Genomic DNA, 23723 nt, shown 5'->3' on the forward strand with positions numbered 1-23723 from the left:
ACCGGCCTCGCATTGATTGAAGGACCGGTGACCGCCTACCGTGTGGCCAAGGAATCCTATGGCCCGCTCAGGCCACAGGAGCGGGGGCTGCTGTCCGAGGACCGATCGGGCTGGTACCGCTTCGACACGCCCGGACGGACTGTCTATGCGGCCGAAGATCAGGAGACGGCGTTCCTTGAGGCCCTCTCCTGGGCGCGGATGACAACCCAACACGCGGAGTACCTCAAAAAGACCGCTGCGTTCTTCGGTGAACCGGTAGAGAAATTCCGTGAAGAGGTCGAAGACGAGTGGCATGCCAACGGACACATGATCCCCGGCTGGATACTCGCGAACTGGCGCGACGGCCGTCTCGTTTACTCCATGCGGTTTGAATCCGGTTCCTGGGTCGATATTGCCCACGGTGACAGCATCGCGGCCTTGAACGAGGCCTTGGGTAGCTTCTTGTACGAGGTCGATGTTCCCGAGACGCTGACCTTGGCCGAGGTAACCGGCGGCCGGCGCGAGGTTACTACCCTCCTGGCATCGTGGATCAGAGACCAGATCCCCGATGACGGATCCTACCCGATGGGCATACGTTTCCCCTCAAAGCACGGTGCGGTAGGCCAGGGGCACGGCTATTGCCGGGCGTTGTGGCTACGCCGCGCCGACGTCGGCCTGGATGATGATCCCGTCAGCGCAGACGCCGGGACGGAGATCCGCCAGGACGACACGGCCTATGACTTCGCATTGAAGCGGCACGGCATCAACTCCCGCTAACGGCGTTTGGCGGCCGCGGCCATGGCAGACCGACCAGCCCAGCTGACGGTTTACACCTCTGGCCACCTCTACACCCATCAGCTCAAAAACCCCCTGCCGACGGTCTTGACGCCCTTTGATTTCGGCTATGGGTTCTGATCAATTAGTCAAGCTGTTTTCCACGCTCAACGTGTGACTGTTTGCCGAGAATCGCGGTTAAATCGCAGGATCGGTTGGCGGTTTCGTTGTCGCTTAATCCGGACGCCGAAGGGATGCTTTCCAGGGTGGGCTTAACGGTCACATTCTGGGACTGTTCTGTCTAGGCCGAAGCATCCATGCCCTCCCCTGCGAGGTACCGGTGGACCGTGGCGCGGGAGACTCCGAGCATCTTGCCGATGTCGCCGGCACTGATTCCTTTACCTTTGATCTCCCGTGCCCTGGCGGCAGTAGGGTCGTCGGCTTTTCGGGGCCTGCCCCCGCCTCGGTTGTTGGCCGCTGCCGCCGCGAGTACTGCCCGGTGCGAGCCAGCGAGTACCGGGGCCTTTCCGTCTGGGCCGCGGCCGGGCTGCAGCGGCGGCCGGCCCGGCCGGGCTCTGGGGTTGCGGTTGGTTCCGCAGATCCAGGTTGATGCCGATGAGGACGGTCAGACCGGCGAGGATGAGGCCCACGCAGATGAAGAAAAAGATGGCATACCCGCCACCCCTGGGTAGCCACGACACTACAACTGCCACGGAGCCACCCGTCAACACCATAAGGAATCTCAATGATGTTGTCAACGGATGTCGGCGGTGCCGCCCCGGTGCCCCGGCCGGTTGGCGGCCGGGGCACCGGAAGTTTTAGGCAGTCCAGCCGGGGTAGGGTTTCCGGTCCTTCTCCGGCAGGGCGGCGGCTGTTTCGGGGAGGTTGTCCGGACCGTCGGACTGGCCGGAGGCCCAGTGGAAGAACACCTCGGCGGTGATCGCTTCAAAGCACGCGTCCTGGGAGCGGAACCAATAGGTGAAGGTGTCGCCCTCAACGTAGGTGCCGTAGCCGAACAGTTCCCCGTTCCCGTCGCGGGTGCGGGCGACGGTGAAGATGATGTAGGGCCAGGATCCGGCGTCCCATCCCTCGCTGCCCCAGTTCGGCAGGACCGACCAGGCGGTGCCTTCGAGGGTTTCCATCCAGTCGTAGCCGTCCCCTGACCGGTCGTCGGAGGGAAGGTCCGGGGCGGTGACCGGCTCGGCGGTGTCGGCCGTGTGGGTCATGGTTGTTGTGCTCATAAGGTGATGCTCCGTTTCGCTCGGGCGGGGCGGGTGCCTGAAGAACGGGCTTCTCTCTCCCCCACCATGTTTTTGCCTGCTGGCGGAGCATCGCGTCGCTGTGCCCGACGGAGCCGGGGCAACCCGAAGGGCAAGCAACGGATGAGTTGTGGGAGGAAATAAGCGCAGCGCCGAGCACAAGGCATCCGCTGCGCGGCCGTCCGCAGGACGGTTGAGCCGGTGGAGCGGGCACGTAGGATCCGCAGGACAGCAGCAAAAAAGGTCAAAGAAATGCTTGTGCTGTCCGAGCGCAGTGAGGCCCCTTCGATTTCGTCGCGGCCCTGGCCTTGTCCTCGATGAGGACTCGAAATGGTGCAACTATGCGGAACATGAGCTGCGGGAGAGCACCAGCACCCGTCGGCAGCTGAGGTGGCACATATCTGGCAGCCCGGATGATTTCACCTGAAACCCCCTCTTCGACTCCGCACTAGCCGGTCTCCGGCGCTCCCATCGTCTGCCGGCAGGCGTCCCTGACTTTGGCGACGAGGGGCGAGTCTGTCATGTCGTTGCTGTAGATCAGGCTGACGCGGGAGATGGCGCTGGTGTCCTCGATGTCCAGGTAGGCCAGGCCGGGGATGGCGAAGGCACGGAGCGATTCCGGGACGACTGCGATGCCCAGGTGGGCGGCGACGAGCCCGAGGATGGTGGGGAACTGGACGGCTTGCTGGGCGAGATCGAAGTCAACGTCGGCGGCGTGGAGCAAGGCGGCGATGTGGTCGAAAAGCCGCGAGATCCGGTCCCGCGGGAAGGCAATGAACCTCTCCCCCTTCAGTTCTCCGAGCCCGACTGAGGTGCGGGTCGCCAGGGGGTGGTCTGTCGGGACGGCAACTACGAGGCGTTCGTTTTGCAGGAGTGTGGTGCCCAGGCCCGGCACGGTCCGGACTTCCCGGGCGATTCCGGCGTCCAGGGCGCCGGCGGTGATGAGCTCGATCTGGGCGTCGGTGGTTTCCTCGCGGAGCTCGAGGTCGATGCCGGGCCAGTGGGACCGGAGTTCCCGGACCACGGGTGGAAGTGCCGAAATGGCCGCCGAGGAGACGAAGCCGAGACGCAGTTTGCCGATTTCGCCGTCGCGGGCCTGCCGGAGGGCCGCGGTCATGGCGCCGTACTGGCTGAGGACTTTACGAGCGTGCTTCAGGAGCAGTTCGCCGTCGGCGGTGAGCTGCACGTTGCGGGAGTTGCGCACGAACAGCTGGGTCTTGCATTCCTCTTCGAGTTTGCGGATCTGCTGGCTCAGCGGCGGCTGGGCCATGTGCAGCCGCTCGGCGGCTCGGTTGAAGTGCAGTTCTTCGGCCACTGCGACGAAAAGCTCCAGGCGACGAAGGTTCATACGAACAAGACTAAGTGAGTATTGATGGGAGTCAAATAGATACTTCTTTGGGCCGGGTTTCGGGTTTACCGTTGATCGTGAGGACAGTCACAGATCAACAAACACTAAGAGGTTCGAGAATGCCCGTCATGACCAAGCCCGCCAGCAGCTTTATCAACGGTAGTTGGGTTGAAGGGACCGGGGACACGACGTCCCGGTTCAACCCCTCGGCGCCGGAGGAAGCGGTCACAACGTATCACCAGGCCGGTTCCGCGGAGCTGGCGCAGGCGATCCAGGCTGCTGCTGACGCCGCACCGGCATGGGACAGGCTGGGGATTCTGGCCCGGGGCCGGATTCTGTCGGCGGCGGCGGCACTGATCCGGGAACGGGCCGAGGAGATAGCCCGCGTCATGACGGCCGAGCACGGCAAGACCCTGGCGGAGTCCAGGATGGAGGTCGACGCGTCCGCCGACACGTTCGAGTACCACGCAGGCTCTGCCAGGAACCCTGTCGGCACCGAATACCCTTCCAGCCACCCCGAGGAGCGGATCCTGACCGTGCGGCGCCCGCTGGGGATCGTCGGTGTGATCACGCCGTGGAATTTCCCGCTGCAGATCCCGGCCTGGAAAATCGCACCGGCACTGCTGCACGGCAACACGGTGATCTGGAAGTCCGCCAGCAACACCCCCGGAGTGTCCGTCCTGCTGATGGACATCCTGGCCGCGGCCGGTGTGCCGGCCGGCGTCGCGAACCTGCTCCTTGGCCCGGGTCCGCTGGGCTCTGAACTCGTTTCCCATCCGTCCGTGGCGGGCGTGACGTTTACCGGATCCGTTCCGGTGGGCCACCACATCCGCGGGATTGTCTGTGGACGCGGCGCGAAACTGCAGATGGAACTCGGCGGACACAACGCCACTCTCGTCCTGCCCGACGCCGACGTCGAACTGGCCGCGTCCAGCGCCGTCAACGCCGCGATGGGTTCCACCGGCCAGAAGTGCACGGCCACCCGGCGGATCATCCTCGTCGGCGACGGCCACGAGGCATTCCTGGCCAAGGTGAAGGAGAAAGTCTCCGCACTTGTCCTGGGCCCGGGCACTGACCCGTCGGTGCAGATCGGCCCCGTAGTTTCCGGCTCCGCCCGCGATGAAATCAATGCCGCGATCGAGACGGCCATCACCGAGGGCGGGGAAATTCTGGCCCAGGCCACCGCTCCCGCTGCGGAGGGGCACTACGTCCTGCCTACCGTGTTGACCGGGCCGGCGTCGATGACAATCTGCCGCGAAGAGGTCTTCGGCCCCGTTGTCACCGTTCTCCGCGCCGCCACCCTCGACGAAGCCATCGCGTTGGCCAACAACACCGACTTCGGCCTCACGGCCGCGGTGTTCACCAGCGACGAGCGCGCCGCCCGGCAGTGCGTGACCTACCTGGACGCCGGTCTCGTGAAGGTCAACGCTCCCTCGACCGGGTCCGAACTGCACGCCCCGTTCGGCGGGATGAAGGATTCAACCTTTGCCGGCCCCCGGGAACAGAACAGTACCGTCGCCGCGGCCTTCTTTACCCACGAAAAGACCGCATATCTCCGTCTGGCACCAGCGAAGGCATGATCATGACACTTCAGGACGAACGAACCGCACACGGGCTCCGGACCCCGGAGGAAGTGCTCTCTGGTACCGACATGAACGGCGCCTGGGCCACCCGGCACAGCTTTGCCCGCACCATGCTCCGCCGCGCCGCGGCCCAGGGATGGGCCGTGTCCAGGACCCGCCTGGATCTGGACGCCGATGCCCGGGGCACTGCCGTCTACACCGTCGACGCCGAAGGCCGGCAGCTGACTTTCATCGCTTTCTGCCGCACCCTGGAGGAAAGCGAACGCACCGACCGGGTCATCGCCGATGCCTGGGACGTTACCGCGGCACTCATCGAAGGAGACCTCACACCGGAGCGCGAAGCCGAACTGCGGCTCAATGTCCCCGTCCAGGAACGCGGCCGTGTCGACCCGGACACCATCATCCTGACCCGGGCGAACCGCAGCGCACGCTTCTTTGACTACGTCAGCGGCTGTTTGGCCTCCGGGGTCCAGCCCGACGTCGACTTCATCGGCCCCAGCCCGTACCTGATCCGCAGCACCGCGTTCTACGGCAACGGAAAATTCGGGCTCAAGGAATTCGCGGATATCCCCGCGGACCACCCGCTTGCCGTCCCCTACCGGTCCCAGATGCTCACCGCCTGGCTGCTGCGTGAACTGAGCATGGACATGGTGGAACACGTCGCCCGCGCAAAAGCCACGGCGGCCGGCACCACCGCGGTCCCCCTGGACCCGGAGTGGGGCAAATACCTGGGACTGGGCAACGCCACCGGGCTGGGCATGGTCCCGTTCGTGATCAACCACCCGGACTACCTGGACGCCTGGTGCCGGCTGCGGGAAACTCCCCTCGCCGCCGGCCTCGGCCGGGACTACGCCCCCGGGCACCCGGACCTTTCCCGCGTCGCGGAACTCCTCGTCAAGGCTGACCGCCACCTTGAAGAAAAACACGCCCTCCACACCGCCCCGTTCCTGCCCACCGACGCGATCCGGCCCCAGCTGCAGCAACTCCTGAGCGAGCTGCAGACCCACACGGCCTCCGCGACGGAACCCGCGCCGGTCCTGGCACGCCTCCACGACAGGGCAGCCAGCCTCAGCCCGGAGGCCCGGGGGATCTTTGCCTCCATCGTCATCGAACTCCGTACCGACTTCGACGAGGACGCCGAGTCCCTGCTCAGAGTTGACGGCGCCGCGCCGTTCGACGCGGCCATGCGCTGCTGGGAACTGAAGCAGTTACTGGAGACCAACTACGCCTGGGCCCGCGGCTACGACTTCACCGATCCGGAGCGGACGGGCTATTACTGGTTCTCCTCCGCAGCCAACGAAGAACCCCGCCGTGCACTGCGCACGGCCCGGGCCGCGGGCGCGGCCGAGCACTGCACAGACATCGCCCGCCGCATCAACGCCCTCGCCACGGACCTCGAGCGGTTCCCGGCCCACCGCAGCATCGCGGACTTCCTCCTGGCACACCCCGGCCACCGCTTCGCCGCGGCCCGGGTCCAGCAGACCCGGCCTTACCTCTACGGGGAGCTGCAGGACAACCTCATCGACACCGAGTTCCTGCCCCTGAGTACCCAGCGCTTCCAGCTGGCCAGTTACGGGATGAACAACTTCAGTCCACAGTCCACGGACTGGCTGCGCGTGACGTTGTTCAGCGGGGCCCCCCGCGCGGTGGATATCAACCACGGGACGGACGAGGACGACTGGCTCTTCCCGACGGCGCCGAAGGGGCCGGAACAATGAGCCTGCACGAGCAGCTGACCGTCGTGGACGGGCTGCAGATCAGCAACTGGAGCCGCCCCGTCCTGGAGGAACTGCGTACCGGCGGCGTCAGCGCGGTCAACGCGACCTGCGCTGTCTGGGAAAACGCCGCGGACACCCTCCGGTCCGTCGGTCAGTGGCTGGACCTCGTCAACCACAACCCGGACCTGGTGTTCCTCGCCGCCACCGGGGCAGACATCGACGCCGCGAAGCAGCAAAACAGGATCGCCGTGTTCCTGGGGTTCCAGAACGGCAGCCCGTTTGAAGACGACTACCGTTACGTTGAGCTCTTCCACCGGCTCGGCGTCCGGATCGCCCAGCTGACCTACAACAACCAGAATCTGATCGGCAGCGGCTGCTTCGAAGCCGACGATGCCGGCCTGACCCGCTACGGGCGGGTGATAGTGGAAGAGATGAACCGGGTCGGCATGCTCATCGACCTCTCCCACGTCGGATACCGGACCAGCCGCGACGCCATCGAAGCGTCCTCGGTGCCGGTCTCCGTCACCCACTCCAACCCGCTCTGGTTCTTTGACACCCCGCGGAACAAACCCCACGACGTCATCCAGCCCCTCGTGGACCGCGGCGGCGTCATCGGCTGCTGCGTCTACCCCACCGTCAGCGGCGGTGAACACGTCACCATCGAAAGCTTCTGCACCATGGTGGCGCGCATGGTGGACCAGTATGGTCCTGGCAGCGTCGGTATCGGCAGCGACTGCACCCGCGGCTGGGACCAGGAATTCGTCGGCTGGCTCCGCAACGGCCGCTGGCAACCCACCGACCCACAGAACACTCCCACCTGGCCCCTGTGGCCGGACTGGTTCACCGGCCCCCAGGACTTCCCCCGGCTCACCGACGGCCTCGCAGCCGCAGGCCTCACGGACCACACCATCGCCGCCGTAATGGGCGGCAACTGGGCCCGGCTGTTCACCCACGTCATGGACACCACAAAGGAACACGCGCATGTCTGACACCACCACCGGAGACGCCCCCGATCGCCAGCTGACGGACCGCACCATCGACGTCCAGCCCCGCGAAATCAAAGAAGCGGCCTTCCGTGCCCTCTGCGCCGCCGGCGCCGACCCCCTCGAAGCCCAGGAAGGAGCCCTCGCAGTCCTCCGCGCCGAAGCCGAAGAACACGCCGGCCTCCGCCTCCTCGAACAACTCCTGGACGCGGACTGGACGACACCCCTCCGGCCGGCAGCCGCCAGGGACGCGTCCTGGGCGGGAGGCACCCTGCGCGAGCTTGACTCCGCCGGACAGCCGCCCCTGCGGACCGCCCTCCAACTCCTCGACCTCGCAAGCGACACCCAAGACGGCGAGATATCCGTGACCCGCACACCGGCCCCCCGCATCCCGGGACTTCTCTGGAACGACCTGCTGCTCAGGCATACCGCTTCCCTGCGCCGCCGGATCGTCATCGCCACGGCCCATGCCGGGACGGCACCGGATGACGGAGACGCCACAGACTACCTCACCGTCCAGGACGGGGTGCTTTCGGCCACGCAGACCCTGGCGTCGGAGGCAGTCACGGCCCTCCTGCCCCAAACCAACGCGGACAGCACCGTCGTCATGGTCCTGCCCGAACCGGTCAACACAGATCCGGAAACAACCAACATCGCGCCCAAAGCGCTGAAAGTGCGGGAGAAACAATGGCAGAGCATGTACCGGCTGTCCCGGAAGTACCTGGTGCCGGACGCATGAGCGCGATCGCCCGGACCCAGTTCACCGACGGTAAACCGCGTCCCTACTCCGCCTCCGCAGCAACCGGCGGCATCATCTACCTGTGCGGGCAGATACCGGCCCGGGCAGACGGCACCGTCCCGGCCGACATCGCAGGCCAGGTGACCCAGGCGTTCGACAACCTCGAAGCCGCTCTCACAGAAGCAGGGTCCAGCCTGTCCCACCTGCTCAAGCTCACGGTCTTCCTGGCCGACCTTGACGAGTTTGATGACTACAACGCCGCTTACCTCACCAGGCTCAGCGGCCACCCCCTGCCTCCCAGGACCACCGTAGAGGTGGCCCGGTTCAGAGGCGAAAAACGCATCGAGATCGATGCGGTCGCAGCCGTAACAGCCTGACCGGACCACGGCCACGGATCTGTTGGGTTACCAACGTCGCTTTCCCTCTTCCCAGATCGGAACCACCATGCTTTCCCACGCAGCACCTGCGTCTCAAATGACCATCGATTCAGCGCCGCTGAACTCCTTCCACAAACGCCTCACCCTCTTCAGCTCAGGGGGCCCGTTCCTGGACGGATACATCCTGGCCATCATCGGCATCGCCCTGGTCCAGGTCATCCCGGCCTGGCAGATGAATGACTGGTGGAACGGTCTCATCGGCGCCTCCGCCCTGATCGGTGTCTTCCTCGGCGGGCTCGTTTTCGGCAACATCACCGACAAAATCGGGCGCAAGCTCATGTACACGATCGACCTCATGGCCATCATCGTGTTCTCCATCGCCCAGTTCTTCGTCCAGGAACCCTGGCAGCTGTTCGTCCTGCGGCTGCTCATCGGCATCGCCGTCGGAGCCGACTACCCCATCGCGACCGCCCTGGTCGCCGAATTCGTCCCCGCCACCTGGCGTGCCCGGCTCCTCGGCGGGCTGAACGCCATGTGGTTCGTCGGCGCCACCGTCGCCGCCTTCGTCGGCTACTGGCTCCTCTCCTTCGAAGACGGATGGCGCTGGATGCTGCTCTCCTCCGCCGTGCCCGCCGTCCTGATCCTCATCGCCCGGGCCACCATCCCCGAATCCCCCCACTGGCTCGTCGGCAAAGGCCGCCACCAGGAGGCCCTGGACATCCTGAAGAAAACCATCGGCGAAGGCGCCACCCTGGACGGCATCACCGCCCACGACCCCAACGCGGCCAAACTCAGCAGCGCCCAGGCCTTCAAACTGGTCCTGACCGGCGGCTACCTGCACCGGGTCATCTTCATCTCCATCTTCTGGACCTGCACCATCGTCACCCTGTTCTCCATCTACGCCTTCGGACCCCAGATCCTGGCCCTGTTCAACCTCCAGTCCGGCGACGAAGCCAACATCGGCTACGGCCTGATCAACCTCTTCTTCCTCGTCGGCAACGTCGTCGCCCTCCTCGTCGTGGACAAGCTCGGCCGCCGGCCCGTCCTGATCTGGGGCTTCATCCTCTCCGGCGTCGGGCTGCTGTTCCTGGCGCTCTTCCCGACCGCGCCCCTGGGCCTGATCGCACTGGCCTTCGCCTTCTACGCCATCTTCAACGGCGGCCCCTCGATCCTGGAATGGATCTACCCCAACGAACTCTTCCCCACCAAAGTCCGGGCCACCGCCGTCGGACTGTGCACCGGCACCAGCCGCATCGGCGCCGCCATCGGCACCTTCGCCACCCCGCTGGCCCTGACCCACCTCGGACTCTCCGGCACCATGTGGATCGCCGCCGGCATCGCCCTCCTCGGAGCCGCAGCCAGCTACTTCATGGCCCCCGAAACCAAAGGCCAGAACCTCGAAGAAGCAGCCGCCCTCCACGCCTGACACCGCTACCCACCCACCGCAGCGGGAGCACCCGTCCCTTCGGGGATGAGGGCTCCCGCCGCGGCGTCCGGCGGCTCCACCGCATCCGTGTCCGAAAGAAAGCCAGCCAGCAGGGTTCCCGGTCCATCCACCGGCCATAAAGTCCCCCACCGCCCCGCAGCCGCCCGACAAGCCCGCAAGACGCAGACAAGGAAACAACAATGAAGTTATCCGGCAACACCGATCATCCGACAGCCGGCCACGCTCGCTGGGCGGGCAGCCATCAGGACACGGCGGCCGGGCCCCTCGACCCGGAAGCGGGCGGACGATGACCCAGACCGCCATCGCACCACAGTCCGTCCCTGTTTCCGGGGGCGCCCGCGCGCGGAAGTCCGCAGGTCACGTCATTGTCGATTCCCTTCTCGCCCACGGGGTCCGGCGCGCCCATGTGGTACCCGGAGAGAGCTATCTCGATGTCCTGGACGGGCTGCACACCTCTCCGATCGAGACCATCGTCTGCCGTCACGAGGGCGGCGCCAGCTACATGGCAGAAGCCGACGGAAAGATGAACCAGCTGCCAGGTGTCGCCATGGTGACCCGGGGACCCGGCGCAGCAAACGCCCACGTCGGGCTGCACACGGCTTGGCAGGACTCCACCCCCATGGTGCTCTTCGTCGGCCTCATACCCTTCGCCCACCGGGACCGGGAAGCCTTCCAGGAATTCGACATCAAGGCCTGGTTCGACACCGGCGCCAAACGCGTCATGGTCCTCGACCACGCCGAACGCGCCTCAGAAATCGTGGCAGAAGCCTTCTTCGCCGCGATGAGCGGACGCCCCGGACCGGTCGTCATCGGGCTCCCCGAAGACGTCATCCTCGAACAGATCGCCCCGGAACTGCACCCGCCCATCCCCGTCGCCACCGGCGGAATGACCAACGCGGACACCGAAACACTCGTCGCGGCTCTGGCCGCCTCGACCAAGCCCTTGTTCGTGACCGGAGGGAACGACTGGACCCAGAAAGGTGCTAAACAGCTGACCAGGTGGCTGGAACAACACCACATCCCGGCCGCGGCCGAGTGGCGCACCGAAGGCACCGTCCCGTTCGATTCCCCCTCCTATGTCGGACCGATCGGCTACGGCCGGCCCCGGCCCACCTACGATCTGTTGGAGGAGACCGACCTGTTGGTCTTCGTCGGCACCGTCCCCGGCGACGTCATCACCGACGGGTTCCTCTGCCGCCAGGACTGGAACAAAACCAACTTCCTCGTCACCATGGACCCCTCCCTCCGCGGACGCTCCGGACCCGTCTCACGCCAGATCGTCGCCAAACCCGACGGGTTCATCCGGGACCTGGCCAGGATCGAACCCGAGGTCAAGCCCGAATGGAAGGCCTGGACCGCCCGAATGCGTGCCGAACAGGAATCCTTCGCCGCACTCCCGCCGGCCGGCCCCGGTGACGGCCAGGCCCGGATGGACACCCTGATGGCCAACCTCGTACCCACCCTGCCCCACGACGCGATGGTCACCTTCGGCGCCGGCGAACACACCAACTGGGCCCACCGGTACTTCCCCACCCGGGGCTACGCCTCGATGATCAGCGCCCGCAACGGATCCATGGGCTACTCCATCCCCTCCGCAATCGCAGCATCGCTGGCCTACCCGGGCCGCCGCGTGGTCACCATCGCCGGAGACGGCGAATTCCTCATGAACGGCCAGGAACTCGCCACCGCCGCCCAATACGGCGCAACCCCGCTGGTGATCGTCATGGACAACCAGGAATACGGGACCATCCGCACCCACCAGGAACGCCACTACCCGGACAGAGTCTCCGGCACCCAGCTCAAGAACCCGGACTTCGCCCTGATGGCCCGGGCCTTCGGCGGCTACGGCATCAAAGTCGACAACGACCAGGACGTCCCTGCAGCCATCACGGCGGCGCTGCAGGCCATCGATGAGGACAAGGTCTTCGCCCTCATCCACCTCATCGTCGAACAACGCGTCAAGGCCTACTAGGAAAATCCACAAGCTGTCCCCCGGATTCATCTGAACGAATGGAAAAATGAATGCCCGTCACCCCTGACGAAGAAAAAGCCCTGCTGGCCTCTGTTCCGACCGGCCTGCTGATCAACGGCCATTGGCGTCCGGCCGCGTCCGGGAAGACCTTCGACATCGAGGACCCGGCGACGGGCAAGGTGCTGCTGAGCATCGCCGACGCCGGCCCCGAGGACGGCGCCGCTGCCCTGGACGCCGCCGCCGCAGCACAGGAGTCCTGGGCGAAAGTCCCGGCCCGTGAGCGCGGCGAGATCCTGCGCCGGGCCTTCGAGCTGGTGACCGAGCGCGCCGAGGACTTCGCCCTGCTGATGACCCTGGAGATGGGCAAGCCGCTGGCCGAGGCCCGCGGCGAGGTCACCTACGGGGCGGAGTTCCTGCGCTGGTTCTCCGAGGAAGCCGTCCGCGCGTTCGGACGCTACTCCGTCTCCCCCGACGGGAAGTCCCGGCTGCTGGTGACCAAGAAGCCGGTGGGCCCCTGCCTGCTGATCACGCCGTGGAACTTCCCCCTGGCGATGGCCACCCGCAAAATCGCCCCGGCGGTCGCCGCCGGCTGCACGATGGTGCTCAAGTCCGCGAACCTGACCCCGCTGACCTCACAGCTGTTCGCCGCGTCATGATGGAAGCCGGCCTGCCCGCCGGCGTCCTGAACCTGATCCCCACGTCCACCGCCGGTGCCACGACGGGTCCGCTGATCAAGGACTCCCGGCTCCGGAAGCTGTCCTTCACCGGTTCCACCGAGGTCGGCCGCCGGCTGCTCGCGGATGCCTCTGAGACCGTGCTGCGGACCTCGATGGAGCTGGGTGGGAACGCCCCGTTCGTCGTGTTCGAAGACGCCGACGTCGATGCCGCCGTCGCCGGGGCAATGCTGGCGAAGCTGCGGAACATGGGCGAGGCCTGCACCGCGGCCAACCGGTTCATCGTCCACGAGTCCGTCGCCGACGAGTTCGCGGAGAAGTTCGCAGCGAAGATGGCCGGCATGACCACAGCCCGCGGCACCGAGGCCGACTCCAAGGTAGGGCCGCTGATCGATGCGAAGAGCCGGGACAAAGTCCACGAGCTCGTCACCGACGCCGTGGCCTCCGGCGCTACGGCCGTGACCGGCGGCTCCGCCGTCGAGGGCCCGGGCTACTTCTACCAGCCGACCCTCCTCAAGGGCGTCACCGAGGGCACCCGGATCCTGTCAGAGGAAATCTTCGGCCCCGTGGCCCCGATCATCACCTTCGACACCGAGGATGAGGCCGTCAGGCTCGCGAACAACACCGAATACGGCCTGGTCGCCTACGTCTTCACGAAGGACCTGAACCGGGGGATCCGGATGGGCGAACGCCTCGAGACCGGCATGCTGGGCCTGAACGCCGGTGTGGTCTCGAACGCGGCCGCTCCGTTCGGCGGGGTCAAGCAGTCCGGTCTGGGCCGCGAAGGCGGCCTGGAGGGCATCGAGGAATACCTCTACACCCAGTACATCGGCATCAACAACCCCTACGCCGGCTAACTCCCCCGGGACCAGGACACGTTCCGACATTGAAAGTAGGTCAACGAATGACAACAGCACAAGCACCACTCGTTCTTGAGGTGATGACCGACGGGCCGGGGCAGCTTGACGCCCAACTCAATGCGGCGGTCGATGAAGCCCTTGAGATGGCCCTAGAAGGCAAACAATTCGGGATTCTCGTTACCCGGCACGATGACACAAAATTCACGGTTACCGTGAGCCACGAAGTGCCCTTCGGACAAACGATCGAGCGATCAGCCGGACCTTCGATCTAAGCATCATTTCCCTCAGCGGACGCAGCCATCTTCCCGTCCGCTTCCAGGACACTGACAACGATGGCGCGGCCCGTCGCCTTCAGCGATGACGGGCACTATGCCACCCTGCTTCGCCCGATGACCACGGCTTTATCGTTCGAGTCCGCCGCGTTCCAGCACCCGGCACTGGCGTGTTGGCCAGCCCTGCCGTCTGGGCGCCCATTCAGGCTGCTTAACGGGGACCCGCCAGTGTGTGGAGGGACCCCGTTTTTTAGCACGCCGGGGCAGCACTATTTGAGGGTGTATTTGATCAGGGCGTGCTTGTCGATCAGGTCCCAGTCCAGGTCGACACCGAGTCCTGGTTTGTCTGATGCCCGCACATCTCCGGCAGAATCAATGCGGATGGGGTCCAATGCGGCGAATTCCATCGGCTTTTGCGGCATGGCCTGCTCGAAGTACCGGCAGTTCGGGAACGCGAGCATCAGGTGCAGATTGGCTGCCTGTGAGAGGGTATAGCCCCAGGACTGCAATTCGACATTCATCGAATGAGCCCGAGCGGCTGACATGATGTGCCGGGTTCCGGTGATGCCACCGGCGAGTGTTGCATCAACCCGTGCGTGGTCCCAGCTCCCCATGGACATCCCGGTCTGAATCAGGCCAAGGGTCACCAGTTCGTTGCCAGCGGGAATGATTTCGATGTCCAGCTTGCTGCGCAGCCAGCGATACCCTTCCAGGTCGCTGTCCGGCAAGGGTGCCTCGAACCAGGTGTATCCGAGTTCTTGGAGCCGGCGTCCGACGCGCAGGGCGTCGTGCCTGTTGTAGCGTCCTTCCACGTCCAGCATCCAGGTGATATCCAGCCCGCCGAATTTTTCCGCGACGGCGTTGACGAGCTCCAGGTCCTTGTCCGGGTAGCACCAGGTGTGGAACTTGATTGCTTGGTACCCCTCGTCGAGGTACTGGGCAACCATGGTCAGGTATTCCTCGATGGTGTCGAAGAAGGGGGTGCTGGCATACGCCGGGATCGTATCCCGGTGTCCCCCCCAGGAGCTGGTAGAGGGGGACATCGAATGCTTTTCCGGCCAAATCCCACAAGGCGATGTCCAGCGGTGCCAGCGAGAGCGGCAACATGGATGCGCACCTGTTGGACATCAGCCCGTGGAGTCGTTCCCGGTTCAGGGCGTTTTGACCGATGAGGACGCTTCCCACGTGTTCGATGGCCTTGCCCAAGGCCGTATCGACGCCACCTTCGGTCCATGAGATGGCCCCGCCGACGCCGAACGTATCGCCGGCGTTTATTCGCACCACGGTGTTGGTGATCTGCAGCTCGTCGTAGTGTGCCGAGGTCCGGTACCGTGCTTCGGGGTTTGTCAGGACGAACACGTCGACGGAGTCGATCGTGCTAGTCATGGCCTGGCTCCTAACGTCATCTCAACGCGGTACTTGGCAATGAGGTCTTCGTCCAGCTCGATGCCCAGGCCCGGCGTGTCCGGCACGGTGACTTTGCCGTTGGTCAGGACGATGGGATTGGTGACCAGGTCAAGGGAGAGCGGGCTGGTGCTTTGTGAGAATTCAATGAGTTCACCGTCCCGGATGCTGGCCAGGAACTGCACCGTAGCTGCCATGAGGATGCCGGTGCTGAATCCGTGCGGGACGAGTTGTGTGCTGTAGCGTGTGGCGACGTCGTGGATCTTTCGAATCTCGCTGATGCCGCCGCACCGGGTGATGTCCGGCTGGATGATGTCCGGTCGTGACTCGCGGATGAATTCGGTGAATTCGGCCACGGTGGACAGTCCTTCACCCCCGGAGATCCTGCTCTCCGATGATTCCGCCAGGCGCCGGAGCCCGAGGTGGTCATCGCTGGGGAGTGGTTCTTCGATCCAGTTGAGGTTAAACTCGCCCATCTGGTCGCATTGGGTTTTGGCGTAGCGGTAGTTCTTCCACCGGTAGACCAGGTCGATGGCAAGGTCGATGTTGTCACCTGCCGTATCCCGGACGACCTGCAGGACCTCGTGGTCATGGCTTGGATCGTTGCCAAACAGGCCTCCGCCCAACTTCAGGCTGGAGAACCCAGTCTCCAGCAGTCCCTCGACCAGAGATGCGTTGTCGGCGGGGTTGTCCCTGGGAATGAAGGTCCCGTAGGCGGCTATCTCGTCGCGGACCTTGCCGCCGAGCAGCGTGTGGATCGGCACGCCGTAGTGCTGTGATGCTATGTCCCACAGGGCTATGTCGATGGCGCTGATGGCATGAATGGCCGCGCCACGCCGCCCCATGTAGGAGGACTCGTCATACATTTTGTTCCACAGCCGGTCAATGTCGAGGGGGTTTTCCCCCAGCAGGACTTCCCGTAGTCCTCGACTTGTGGAATGAGAGGAAGGCGTCTCGATCAAGGCTTTGAGAACGGCCGGGGCGCTATCGGATTCACCGATGCCGATCAGGCCGGTATCGGTGTGGACCTTTACCAGGAAGGCGTCCTCGCCCCACTCGCACCGTTCACCGAAGGAAGGGATCCGAAGCCAGATCGCTTCGACGTCAATAATTTTCATGGTCAGCGGGTGCCTTCCGAGGGTGCTGGCTCTGCTGCGTGTTCCGGCTTCGTCGGGAGGATGAGGCCGGTTTTCGTGTCGATGCGGTCCGAATCCTGTCTCAACCACCGGATGAGGCCCCAGATTTGGGTGACCAGCAGGAAGAGGAACGGGATGGCTGTCAGGGTCAGCCCCGTTTTCAACGTGCCCAGGTTGGCGTTGATGGCAAGCATTGCCATCGGCACCGCCGCCAGCATAATGACCCAGAACAGTCGAAGGCTTCGTGACGGGTCCGTGCCGTTGGGGAGATTCTGGGTGCTGACGGCTGCCACCGTGTAGGACGTCGCATCCATGTGCGAGGCCAAAAAGACCAGCATGATCAGGAAGTACACGACGGAAAAGACGGTGCCAAAGGGCAAGGTGTTGAGCAGTTGGGCCACGGCGTTGTCCCCGCCGCTATCGGTCAGTACCTGTGGGGCGTTCACGGTTCCGTGGTTCATCTGGTTCATGGCGTAGCTGGAAAGAATGCCGAAGAAGAACATGATGCCGGCGGATCCGCCAACGATCAGTCCGATAACGGTCTGCCGGATGGTTCGTCCCTTGGAAACGCGGGTGATGAAGATGGCGACGCCGGGCAGGTAGGAAATCCAGTAGAGCCAATAGAAGACAGTCCAGTCGCGCGAGAAAGAGCTCCCGCCGTTGGGGTCCGTGAACAGGCTCATGTGGAGGAAGTTCTGGGCCTCCAGGCCGGCCGCATTAACGACGTTGGCCACGATGAATTCAGACGGACCGATCAGGAACACCACGGCGGCAAAGACGAACGCCGCCAGGACGGCCGTTTTGGCGAGCTTCTGCAATCCTTTGTCGATGCCAATGAAGGAGCTGAGTCCGAAGACTACGGTGGATAGGGTGAGGATGATGGCCTTGAGCCAAAAAGCGTTTTGGATGCCCATCAGTCCTGCCACACCGGCAGAGACGGTGTTGACCGTGACCGTGACCGTCAGGATCAGCCCGCCGAACGTGCCGAACAGGAACAAAAGATCGATGACGCGTCCGCCAATGCCGGCAGCTTTCACCTTCGGGATTACTGCTTCGACGTTTCCGGCGTAGCTGAGCCGTTTGCCCTTCCGAACGTGGATGTAATAGGCCATCGAGATTCCGGCGACCACATACATTGCCCACGGGATGGGACCCCAATGGAAGAAGGCATACGACATGCTGACGTCCAGGGCTTCCCGGGACTCAGGCGTGATATTGAGTCCGGGCGTTTGATAGTAATAAGCCCATTCCATGAAAGCCCAGTACATTGTGGCGGATCCGAGGCCGGCGGAAATGAACATGAACAGCCAGCTGGAAGTGGAATAGGCCGGCTTGCCTTCACCGAGTTTGATGCGCCCGAACTTGGATACGGCGAGCAGGACAGCTAAGAGGAAGCAGCCCAGCCCCAGTACCTGCACAGGGGCCCCGAAGATGCGCGTGGACCCGTCGAAGAGGATATTTGCAGAGGCTTGGGCCTCGTTGGGCCACAGCAGCAGGGCTGCCACGACTATGCCCACAACGATCACGGCCCCGACGACGAGCACCCTGTCAACCGTGGGTCTGTGCTTTTGGTTCTTGCTTGGCGCCTCAACGGCAGCCTGGGTTTCAATCACGATGTCTCCTTTGGCAGTGATTTGATACGTATGGGGTGTGACTACGCGGATTCATCGAGCAGACCCAGGTGGGGCTCGTTCGTCCCGATGATGTGGGCCGCGATCGCCTCACGGCTGGCCGCGACGTCTCCGGTCCGGAACACATCCACCAGGCGCTTGTGATCCTCAAGGAATTCCGAGAGCGCGCCGGTCCGTCCGGTTTGCATAGCGAAGTGCATCCTGATCCGTGGATGGATGGAATCCCAGATGCTTCGCGCGGAATCGGTCGGGCAGCCGTCGACAATGATCGCGTGGAACCGCATGTCAGCTTCGTTGAACGCGTTGATGTCCTTGTTGTAGATCGCCCGCTCCATTTCAACGAGAACACGTCCGAAGTCTTCAAACGTGTCCGCATCAAAAAGGGCAAGGCCCTCCGCGATGGCAAACTGCTCGATGTGAACACGAAGCGGCAACAGCAGCCCCTCAACTTCCGTTCTCGAAATCGAAGCGACTTCCGAACCCTTATACGGAGTGGAAATGATGAGACCCTGCAGCTCCAGGACCAACATCGTTTCCCGCACCACCGCCCGGCTCACCCCGTACTCATCGGCAAGATCCTGTTCGACGACGCGAGAGTGAGGAGAAAGATCGCCAGCCAGGATCTTGCGCCGAAGCTCCGTCGCGAGACGGTCCTTCATCGAGATTCTCTCCAACTTGCCCATGTTTCTACTCCCTCAAAACACTAACGGTCGATTGTCGACAATCTGACTATAGTGAGTATCCCCACATTTGGACAGCGGCAATCGTCACATCCACAATTCCTGGGGACGCATGACCTGACGCGGCTCACCGCGGCCGCGTCCGCTGCCGTCACGCACGCCGCTCCACCGAACCGCCGCCGAAGCAACCCGCCGCGACCATACGGGATGGAGCGGCGCTGGCCTGTTCCGAGATCAGGCCGGTGAACCTCTGCTGCTCGTCTTCGGGCAGGGTGTGGATTCGTCTGCCTGGGATGCGGTCCTGCGGCATTCAGCGCCCGGCACCGGGTGATCACGTTCGATCATCGGGGAACCGGGGCAAGTGACGAGGGGGAGGAACGCGCGTACAAAACGTGCTCGTTCGCCCGAGCCGCCTGTGCCGTTCTCGACTCTGCGGGAGTAACGTGTGCGCACGTCTACGGGCACTCGATGGGCGGGCGCGTCGCCCAATGGCTCGCCCTCGATGCCCCCACCCCGTTCGGCTCACATTTTAAGACGAGTGACGTCCGCAGACGACTTTGCGGACACGTGCGTCACGAACATCGAAGGGAGGCGCTATGCAGGCTTAGCCTGTGGAACATCGTGTGCACGTGCAGCCTGTGCCAGCTTGGCGGAGCCGAAATCCGAATAGTCCGCTGTCCCTGATTTTCCCCAGACGACCAGTATTTTTAGCGGCCCGTCGCCGGTATTGCGCAAATCGTGGGTCGTCCCAACACGGGCTAATACCGAATCTCCCGTAGCTACGTCGAAGGTCTCGTCATCGATACGCATGCGTCCGGCACCTTCGATGACGATATAGATCTCCTCCAGCGGGATGTCATTCTCAGTATGGGCATGCATACCTTCGAATCCGCCCGGGGGGAGTTCCCACGCCGGACTTTGTGGAGGGTATCCGTGCTGCGCTGGTCGATAAAGACAGAAAGCCTAACTGGGGAAGCAGCCAATTCATGGGATTGAGCCATCTGGGAAATTCTCGATGGCGCACGACGCTAACGCCGCCGTCCCACCTCTCACATCGCTCCTGACCAGTTACGGCTGACGAGGGGTACGCAGCTCAGCTGACGTCATCGCACTGCTTGGGAAGTCCGCTCGACTACACACACCTAATTAACACGGAGCCACCATGGTTAAGAAACAGCACGTCCGCGTCTACAAGAGCGAGGACAACCTGCCGAGCGAGGAACAGCTGCCTCACAAGATCACAGTCGTTGCGGCCGACCCGGTAGCCGTGACGGCTGACGTAACCGAAATGGTGATCAACCGCATCATCGACAACGCCTCTGTGGCCATTTCATCGCCGATTCGCTCCCCCATTGTGGCTGCCCGCGCCTAGGCCCTCATCCACCTTCGACGGACGGCAAGGGCTACAACGTGTTCGGCATCGGGGAGCAGATGTCGCCCGAGTGGGCGAATCAAGCAAACGGGGTTGCCGTGCGCGAGCTGGCCTGCTAGGACACATTCCTGGCAGCCGAGTACTCCCACCCCGGGGACTACATTCCGCCGATCCTCGCTGTGGCGCAGCACATCGGCTCAAGTGGCAAGGAGCTGGTCCGCGATATCACCACCGGCTACGAGCTTTAGGCCAACCTGGTGACGGCCGTCTGCCTGCACAGGAACAAGATGACCACGTTGCGCACCTGGGCCCCTCCACCGCGGCCGGCATCCCGGCCCGATCCGGCACCCGCAGATATACGGACAGGATGCGCCTCGGCGGGCAGCGGGCACAGCCAGCCCGCGTCGGCGGCCCTGCCAGGAGCTTGGTCCGTGGCAATGCCCACATTGTTGACCGGCGGTATCACCGTTCCCACGGCGGCACACCGGCACACCTCCCCTGCTCTGCAAACCGGCACCACAGCGGATGGCAGGAGCACACTACGGACAGTCCGAGACTGTAGCGGCGATGGATCCGGCGGACGGGGCCACCGTCTACTTACGCCGCGGCCCCCGGTCACCCCCCGCAATTCGAAAGGAATCTCAATGATGTTGTCAAGGACAAAGGTTGATTCCTGGGCCGTCCAGCCGGGACTATCTCATTAACGGTGTATCCGGCGGTTTCCTTTAGTAGTTTTCAGCTGCCGGGAATCGGTCGCTGAAGGTGATGGCGAAGGCGTTCAAAGCGGGCTTCCAACGCACGGCCCATCGGGTCCTGCCGGCACCGGTCGGATCGAGTGACCGGGTGACCAGATACAGGCACTTTAGCGCGGCCTGCTCGGTCGGGAAATGACCGCGTGCCTTCACCGCCCGCCGGTACCGGGCGTTGAGCGATTCGATGGCGTTGGTCGAGCAGATCACCCGCCGGATTTCCACGTCGTAATCCAGGAAGGGGATGAACTCCTCCCACGCGTTCTCCCACAACCGCACGATCGCGCCATACTTCTTGCCCCACCGCTCCGTGAGCTCCGCTAACGCCGTCCGGGCCGCCGCAGCATTCGGCGCCGTGTAGATCGGTTTCACGTCCCGTTTGAGCGCGTCCCAGTCCTTTTTCGAGGCCAGCCGGAAGGTGTTGCGGATCAGGTGGATGATGCACGTCTGCACCGTCGTCAGCGGCCAGACATTGCCCACCACCTCCGGCAGGCCCTTGAGTCCGTCGCAGACCAGGAAGAAGCTGTCTTTCACACCACGGTTCTTGATGTCGGTCAGCACGCTCATCCAGAACTTGGCGCCTTCACCGCCGGTCCCGGCCCACAGCCCCAGGATGTCCTTCTCCCCGTCCAGGGTGACGCCGATGGCAGCGTAAATCGGCCGGTTGGCCACCTGACCATCGCGGATCTTGACCACAATGGCATCAATGAAGATCGCCGCGTAGACCTCGTCCAGCGGCCGGTTCTGCCACTCATTCATCTCCTCGAGCACCCGGTCCGTGATCCGCGAGATGGTCTCCTTGGAAACGGACGCCCCGTAGATCTCGGCGAAGTGCGCACTGATCTCGCCGGTCGTCAGGCCTTTGGCGTAGAGCGAGAGGACCATCTCGTCCACCCCGGTCAGGCGGCGCTGGCGCTTGGGGACAATGACCGGCTCGAACGTGCCGTCGCGGTCCCGCGGAACGTCGATGCCCACCGGCCCGGTGGTCTCCGTCAGCACGGTCTTGGACCGGGTCCCGTTGCGGGCATTGCCGGTCTGCTTCCCGGCCACGTCGTGTTTCTCATAGCCAAGGTGTTCCGTGAGCTCCTCGTCCAACGCAGTCTCGATGACCGTCTTGGTCAGCTGTTTGAGCAACCCGCCAGGACCGGTCAGGGACAATCCCCGTTCCCGGGCCATCCTCACCAGCTCACGGGCGGCCTCAGCCTCGGAAGTTTCGTTCAGTTTCGCAGTGGTGTCCGCACTCTTCACGGCATCCAGTGTCACCGTCATAACCAGCTCATTCCTGCCAGGCACACCGCCTGGCGTGTCGAGCCGGATACACCGTTAATTCCACAGTCCCGTCCAGCCGGAGCTGAAGGTGACTTTGAGCTGTCCGCAGCCGAGGGGCCAGTCAGGGATATCGGCGGCTGGAAATTGGGAGCCGTTGGGGGGTAGTTCACGGGCCTCCGTAGCGGTGGATAACCCGTGAGGATTGTCCCCGGTTGTGGGCAGCGGAACGGTGCTGCCCGTGATGGCATGATTGTGTCATCTTAGTCGGAGCCCACATTGGCCTTCGGCCACGGCGTGGAGGGACGCCGTGGGCGTTTGTGTGCCATGCAGGCCGAGCCCGCGTCGCTGGTGAGGGGGCCGAGACGGCGGTGACCGAACTCCGGGATGTAAGGGCCTGCGTCGTAGGCAGCGCGTTTGTCGTCTGTGGCCACGCTGGGTGAGCCTGACTTGTTGCTGGAGGCCACGCAGAGCTAACGGGGATGCATCGGCCCCGTTGGATCCAAGGGCTCACGGCAGAGGTCGAAGCCCTCTCTCAAGCTAAAGAGCCACCACGGGACGTCAACACCGCATCTATAAACTGTCGCCGAACCGGGACTTCCCATATCGGGCAACCAAGGCGCCTTCCCGGACCTCTGGACATGGGTCAACAAGGGCTCCCCCGGATGCCCGAAAGGCATCCACCATGAGTCGATGCCGTCGTTCATCCCTCGGAGGTGGCGCCGCCGTTCGTCAGGCCCATGAACATCGTCCGGTGCAGGATGTCCACGTGTTTGCGCGAGACCTCCACGGCTTCATGGACATCGCGTCCCCGTAGGGCCGCCACCAGTGCGATGTGGTCGTAGTTCGATTTGTGCAGGAGCTGGATCGGGTAGGGGATGAAGTAGGCGTAGAGCTGTGCCAGAGTCTCGTGGTACTCCTGCACCGCGGTGCCCAGCCCCGACGCAGTGCCCACCAGCTGATGGAACTGCTCGTCTGCCTTGTGGTAGTCGGACCAGTCCGCAGATTCGGCCATGTCATGAGTCAGCCGTTCGAGCTCATCGAGCTGTTCTGCCGTGGCGTTTACCGCCGCGTAGTGCGTCACGGCGCATTCGAAAAGCAGCCTCCGGTCCACCATCCGGTTCACGGCCCGGGACTCGGCCGGTGATGCGGAGAGTTCAGCCAGCACGCTCCGCGGGGGCTCGTCGGCCACGAACGTTCCACCGCCCCGGCCGCGCCGGCGGACCACCACACCGTGCTCCGCCAGGCTCGCCAGCGCGCGGCGGGCGGTGATCGGGCTGACCGACAGTCCCAGGGCGACGTCCTCCTGATCGGGCAGGCGATCGCCAGGCTTCAGCAGGCCCAGGGAAATTGCCATGCCGATCCGAAGCCGCACGGCGTCAATGGCGCTGCGACGGTCGATGCCGGCCAGGCTTCCGGCCTCGATGGGCGAAGTGTCGGCGGTGTCCTCCAACTGACGGGTCATATCCGCTACTTTACGGCCCAATCCTTCCTCTTCCC

Annotated in this window: 21 protein-coding genes and 3 pseudogenes; 13 read left to right on the top strand and 11 right to left on the bottom strand. The window is 64.1% G+C overall.

The features are described from left to right. The first annotated feature begins 27 nt into the window (after nt 1–27). Entirely contained in the window at nt 28–756 is a 729-nt protein-coding gene (locus ACQCSY_RS22415) for a hypothetical protein (protein ID WP_427136544.1), read from the top strand. A gap of 298 nt (nt 757–1054) precedes the next feature. Here the strand turns inward: ACQCSY_RS22415 and ACQCSY_RS22420 are convergent, their stop codons facing one another. The 3 genes from ACQCSY_RS22420 to ACQCSY_RS22430 form a co-directional block, all read right to left on the bottom strand. After that, nucleotides 1055–1354 carry a helix-turn-helix domain-containing protein gene (locus ACQCSY_RS22420; protein ID WP_427136617.1) on the bottom strand — a complete coding sequence of 100 codons (300 nt, stop codon included), beginning with the start codon at nt 1352–1354 and terminating at the stop codon, nt 1055–1057. Nucleotides 1355–1571: 217 nt separating this feature from the next. After that, nucleotides 1572–1994 (bottom strand): hypothetical protein, encoded by a 423-nt coding sequence (locus ACQCSY_RS22425; RefSeq protein ID WP_427136545.1) that lies wholly within the window; start codon nt 1992–1994, stop codon nt 1572–1574. Nucleotides 1995–2460: 466 nt separating this feature from the next. Next, complete coding sequence (locus tag ACQCSY_RS22430) at nt 2461–3360, bottom strand: LysR family transcriptional regulator (RefSeq protein WP_427136546.1); 900 nt, start codon at nt 3358–3360, stop codon at nt 2461–2463. Nucleotides 3361–3488: 128 nt separating this feature from the next. On the opposite strand from ACQCSY_RS22430, the gene ACQCSY_RS22435 reads away from it, so the two are divergent. From ACQCSY_RS22435 to ACQCSY_RS22475, 9 genes and pseudogenes are all read left to right on the top strand, one after another. Continuing rightward, a complete protein-coding gene (locus tag ACQCSY_RS22435; protein WP_427136547.1) occupies nt 3489–4940 on the top strand; it encodes an aldehyde dehydrogenase family protein in 1452 nt (483 codons plus the stop codon). A 2-nt stretch (nt 4941–4942) separates the two neighbouring features. Then, on the top strand, nt 4943–6661 hold the full coding sequence (locus ACQCSY_RS22440) for a hypothetical protein (RefSeq protein WP_246527396.1): 1719 nt from the start codon (nt 4943–4945) through the stop codon (nt 6659–6661). Further along, nucleotides 6658–7650 carry a membrane dipeptidase gene (locus ACQCSY_RS22445; RefSeq protein WP_211878293.1) on the top strand — a complete coding sequence of 331 codons (993 nt, stop codon included), beginning with the start codon at nt 6658–6660 and terminating at the stop codon, nt 7648–7650. The genes ACQCSY_RS22440 and ACQCSY_RS22445 overlap by 4 nt, the downstream gene beginning before the upstream one ends. Beyond that, nucleotides 7643–8383 (top strand): hypothetical protein, encoded by a 741-nt coding sequence (locus tag ACQCSY_RS22450; RefSeq protein WP_427136548.1) that lies wholly within the window; start codon nt 7643–7645, stop codon nt 8381–8383. Before ACQCSY_RS22445 ends, ACQCSY_RS22450 begins: the two co-directional genes overlap by 8 nt. Continuing rightward, nucleotides 8380–8760, top strand: coding sequence for a RidA family protein (locus ACQCSY_RS22455; RefSeq protein ID WP_211878297.1), 381 nt, complete (start codon nt 8380–8382; stop codon nt 8758–8760). Before ACQCSY_RS22450 ends, ACQCSY_RS22455 begins: the two co-directional genes overlap by 4 nt. A gap of 97 nt (nt 8761–8857) precedes the next feature. Continuing rightward, complete coding sequence (locus ACQCSY_RS22460) at nt 8858–10186, top strand: MFS transporter (protein WP_211878299.1); 1329 nt, start codon at nt 8858–8860, stop codon at nt 10184–10186. A gap of 307 nt (nt 10187–10493) precedes the next feature. Further along, on the top strand, nt 10494–12179 hold the full coding sequence (locus ACQCSY_RS22465; protein ID WP_211878301.1) for a thiamine pyrophosphate-dependent enzyme: 1686 nt from the start codon (nt 10494–10496) through the stop codon (nt 12177–12179). Between the two features lie 50 nt (nt 12180–12229). Beyond that, nucleotides 12230–13710 (top strand): annotated as a pseudogene (locus tag ACQCSY_RS22470) (NAD-dependent succinate-semialdehyde dehydrogenase). 47 nt (nt 13711–13757) lie between these two features. Next, nucleotides 13758–13985: a hypothetical protein gene (locus tag ACQCSY_RS22475; RefSeq protein ID WP_246527397.1), complete on the top strand. Its 228-nt coding sequence runs from the start codon at nt 13758–13760 to the stop codon at nt 13983–13985. A gap of 269 nt (nt 13986–14254) precedes the next feature. Here ACQCSY_RS22475 and ACQCSY_RS22480 read toward each other — a convergent pair whose 3' ends face one another. The 5 genes and pseudogenes from ACQCSY_RS22480 to ACQCSY_RS22500 all read right to left on the bottom strand — a co-directional run bounded on the left by ACQCSY_RS22480 (nt 14255) and on the right by ACQCSY_RS22500 (nt 18839). After that, complete coding sequence (locus tag ACQCSY_RS22480; RefSeq protein ID WP_427136549.1) at nt 14255–15028, bottom strand: enolase C-terminal domain-like protein; 774 nt, start codon at nt 15026–15028, stop codon at nt 14255–14257. Between the two features lie 34 nt (nt 15029–15062). After that, nucleotides 15063–15371 (bottom strand): annotated as a pseudogene (locus tag ACQCSY_RS22485) (hypothetical protein); the annotation flags it as partial. After that, nucleotides 15368–16507 (bottom strand): mandelate racemase/muconate lactonizing enzyme family protein, encoded by a 1140-nt coding sequence (locus ACQCSY_RS22490; protein ID WP_211878307.1) that lies wholly within the window; start codon nt 16505–16507, stop codon nt 15368–15370. The gene ACQCSY_RS22490 and the pseudogene ACQCSY_RS22485, both read right to left, overlap by 4 nt. A 2-nt stretch (nt 16508–16509) precedes the next feature. Continuing rightward, nucleotides 16510–18138: a BCCT family transporter gene (locus tag ACQCSY_RS22495; protein ID WP_211878308.1), complete on the bottom strand. Its 1629-nt coding sequence runs from the start codon at nt 18136–18138 to the stop codon at nt 16510–16512. Between the two features lie 41 nt (nt 18139–18179). Then, nucleotides 18180–18839, bottom strand: coding sequence for a GntR family transcriptional regulator (locus tag ACQCSY_RS22500; RefSeq protein WP_211878310.1), 660 nt, complete (start codon nt 18837–18839; stop codon nt 18180–18182). A gap of 285 nt (nt 18840–19124) precedes the next feature. On the opposite strand from ACQCSY_RS22500, the gene ACQCSY_RS22505 reads away from it, so the two are divergent. Then, complete coding sequence (locus tag ACQCSY_RS22505; protein ID WP_211878356.1) at nt 19125–19520, top strand: alpha/beta fold hydrolase; 396 nt, start codon at nt 19125–19127, stop codon at nt 19518–19520. Here ACQCSY_RS22505 and ACQCSY_RS22510 read toward each other — a convergent pair. Continuing rightward, complete coding sequence (locus ACQCSY_RS22510) at nt 19431–19715, bottom strand: cupin domain-containing protein (RefSeq protein WP_211878312.1); 285 nt, start codon at nt 19713–19715, stop codon at nt 19431–19433. The two genes, ACQCSY_RS22505 and ACQCSY_RS22510, sit on opposite strands and share 90 nt — an antisense overlap. A gap of 41 nt (nt 19716–19756) precedes the next feature. Between ACQCSY_RS22510 and ACQCSY_RS22515 the strand changes: the two genes are divergently transcribed. Then, nucleotides 19757–19900, top strand: coding sequence for a hypothetical protein (locus ACQCSY_RS22515; protein ID WP_211878314.1), 144 nt, complete (start codon nt 19757–19759; stop codon nt 19898–19900). 98 nt (nt 19901–19998) lie between these two features. Further along, nucleotides 19999–20539 (top strand): annotated as a pseudogene (locus tag ACQCSY_RS22520) (MmgE/PrpD family protein); the annotation flags it as partial. 394 nt (nt 20540–20933) lie between these two features. On the opposite strand, the gene ACQCSY_RS22525 reads toward ACQCSY_RS22520, so the two are convergent. Further along, complete coding sequence (locus ACQCSY_RS22525) at nt 20934–22226, bottom strand: IS256 family transposase (protein ID WP_211878316.1); 1293 nt, start codon at nt 22224–22226, stop codon at nt 20934–20936. Between the two features lie 700 nt (nt 22227–22926). After that, nucleotides 22927–23688: a FadR/GntR family transcriptional regulator gene (locus ACQCSY_RS22530; protein WP_427136550.1), complete on the bottom strand. Its 762-nt coding sequence runs from the start codon at nt 23686–23688 to the stop codon at nt 22927–22929. Between the last annotated feature and the right edge of the window lie 35 nt (nt 23689–23723).

Source organism: Pseudarthrobacter sp. S9 (assembly GCF_050156545.1).
Classification (GTDB): domain Bacteria; phylum Actinomycetota; class Actinomycetes; order Actinomycetales; family Micrococcaceae; genus Arthrobacter.

Bases quoted from the DNA above. Each gene is read 5' to 3' on its own strand.
- ACQCSY_RS22425 (WP_427136545.1), bottom strand. From the start codon at position 1,994: ATGAGCACAACAACCATGACCCACACGGCCGACACCGCCGAGCCGGTC.
- ACQCSY_RS22430 (WP_427136546.1), bottom strand. From the start codon at position 3,360: ATGAACCTTCGTCGCCTGGAGCTTTTCGTCGCAGTGGCCGAAGAACTG.
- ACQCSY_RS22435 (WP_427136547.1), top strand. From the start codon at position 3,489: ATGACCAAGCCCGCCAGCAGCTTTATCAACGGTAGTTGGGTTGAAGGG.
- ACQCSY_RS22440 (WP_246527396.1), top strand. From the start codon at position 4,943: ATGACACTTCAGGACGAACGAACCGCACACGGGCTCCGGACCCCGGAG.
- ACQCSY_RS22445 (WP_211878293.1), top strand. From the start codon at position 6,658: ATGAGCCTGCACGAGCAGCTGACCGTCGTGGACGGGCTGCAGATCAGC.
- ACQCSY_RS22450 (WP_427136548.1), top strand. From the start codon at position 7,643: ATGTCTGACACCACCACCGGAGACGCCCCCGATCGCCAGCTGACGGAC.
- ACQCSY_RS22455 (WP_211878297.1), top strand. From the start codon at position 8,380: ATGAGCGCGATCGCCCGGACCCAGTTCACCGACGGTAAACCGCGTCCC.
- ACQCSY_RS22460 (WP_211878299.1), top strand. From the start codon at position 8,858: ATGACCATCGATTCAGCGCCGCTGAACTCCTTCCACAAACGCCTCACC.
- ACQCSY_RS22465 (WP_211878301.1), top strand. From the start codon at position 10,494: ATGACCCAGACCGCCATCGCACCACAGTCCGTCCCTGTTTCCGGGGGC.
- ACQCSY_RS22475 (WP_246527397.1), top strand. From the start codon at position 13,758: ATGACAACAGCACAAGCACCACTCGTTCTTGAGGTGATGACCGACGGG.
- ACQCSY_RS22480 (WP_427136549.1), bottom strand. From the start codon at position 15,028: ATGTCCCCCTCTACCAGCTCCTGGGGGGGACACCGGGATACGATCCCG.
- ACQCSY_RS22490 (WP_211878307.1), bottom strand. From the start codon at position 16,507: ATGAAAATTATTGACGTCGAAGCGATCTGGCTTCGGATCCCTTCCTTC.
- ACQCSY_RS22500 (WP_211878310.1), bottom strand. From the start codon at position 18,839: ATGGGCAAGTTGGAGAGAATCTCGATGAAGGACCGTCTCGCGACGGAG.
- ACQCSY_RS22510 (WP_211878312.1), bottom strand. From the start codon at position 19,715: ATGCATGCCCATACTGAGAATGACATCCCGCTGGAGGAGATCTATATC.
- ACQCSY_RS22525 (WP_211878316.1), bottom strand. From the start codon at position 22,226: ATGACGGTGACACTGGATGCCGTGAAGAGTGCGGACACCACTGCGAAA.
- ACQCSY_RS22530 (WP_427136550.1), bottom strand. From the start codon at position 23,688: ATGACCCGTCAGTTGGAGGACACCGCCGACACTTCGCCCATCGAGGCC.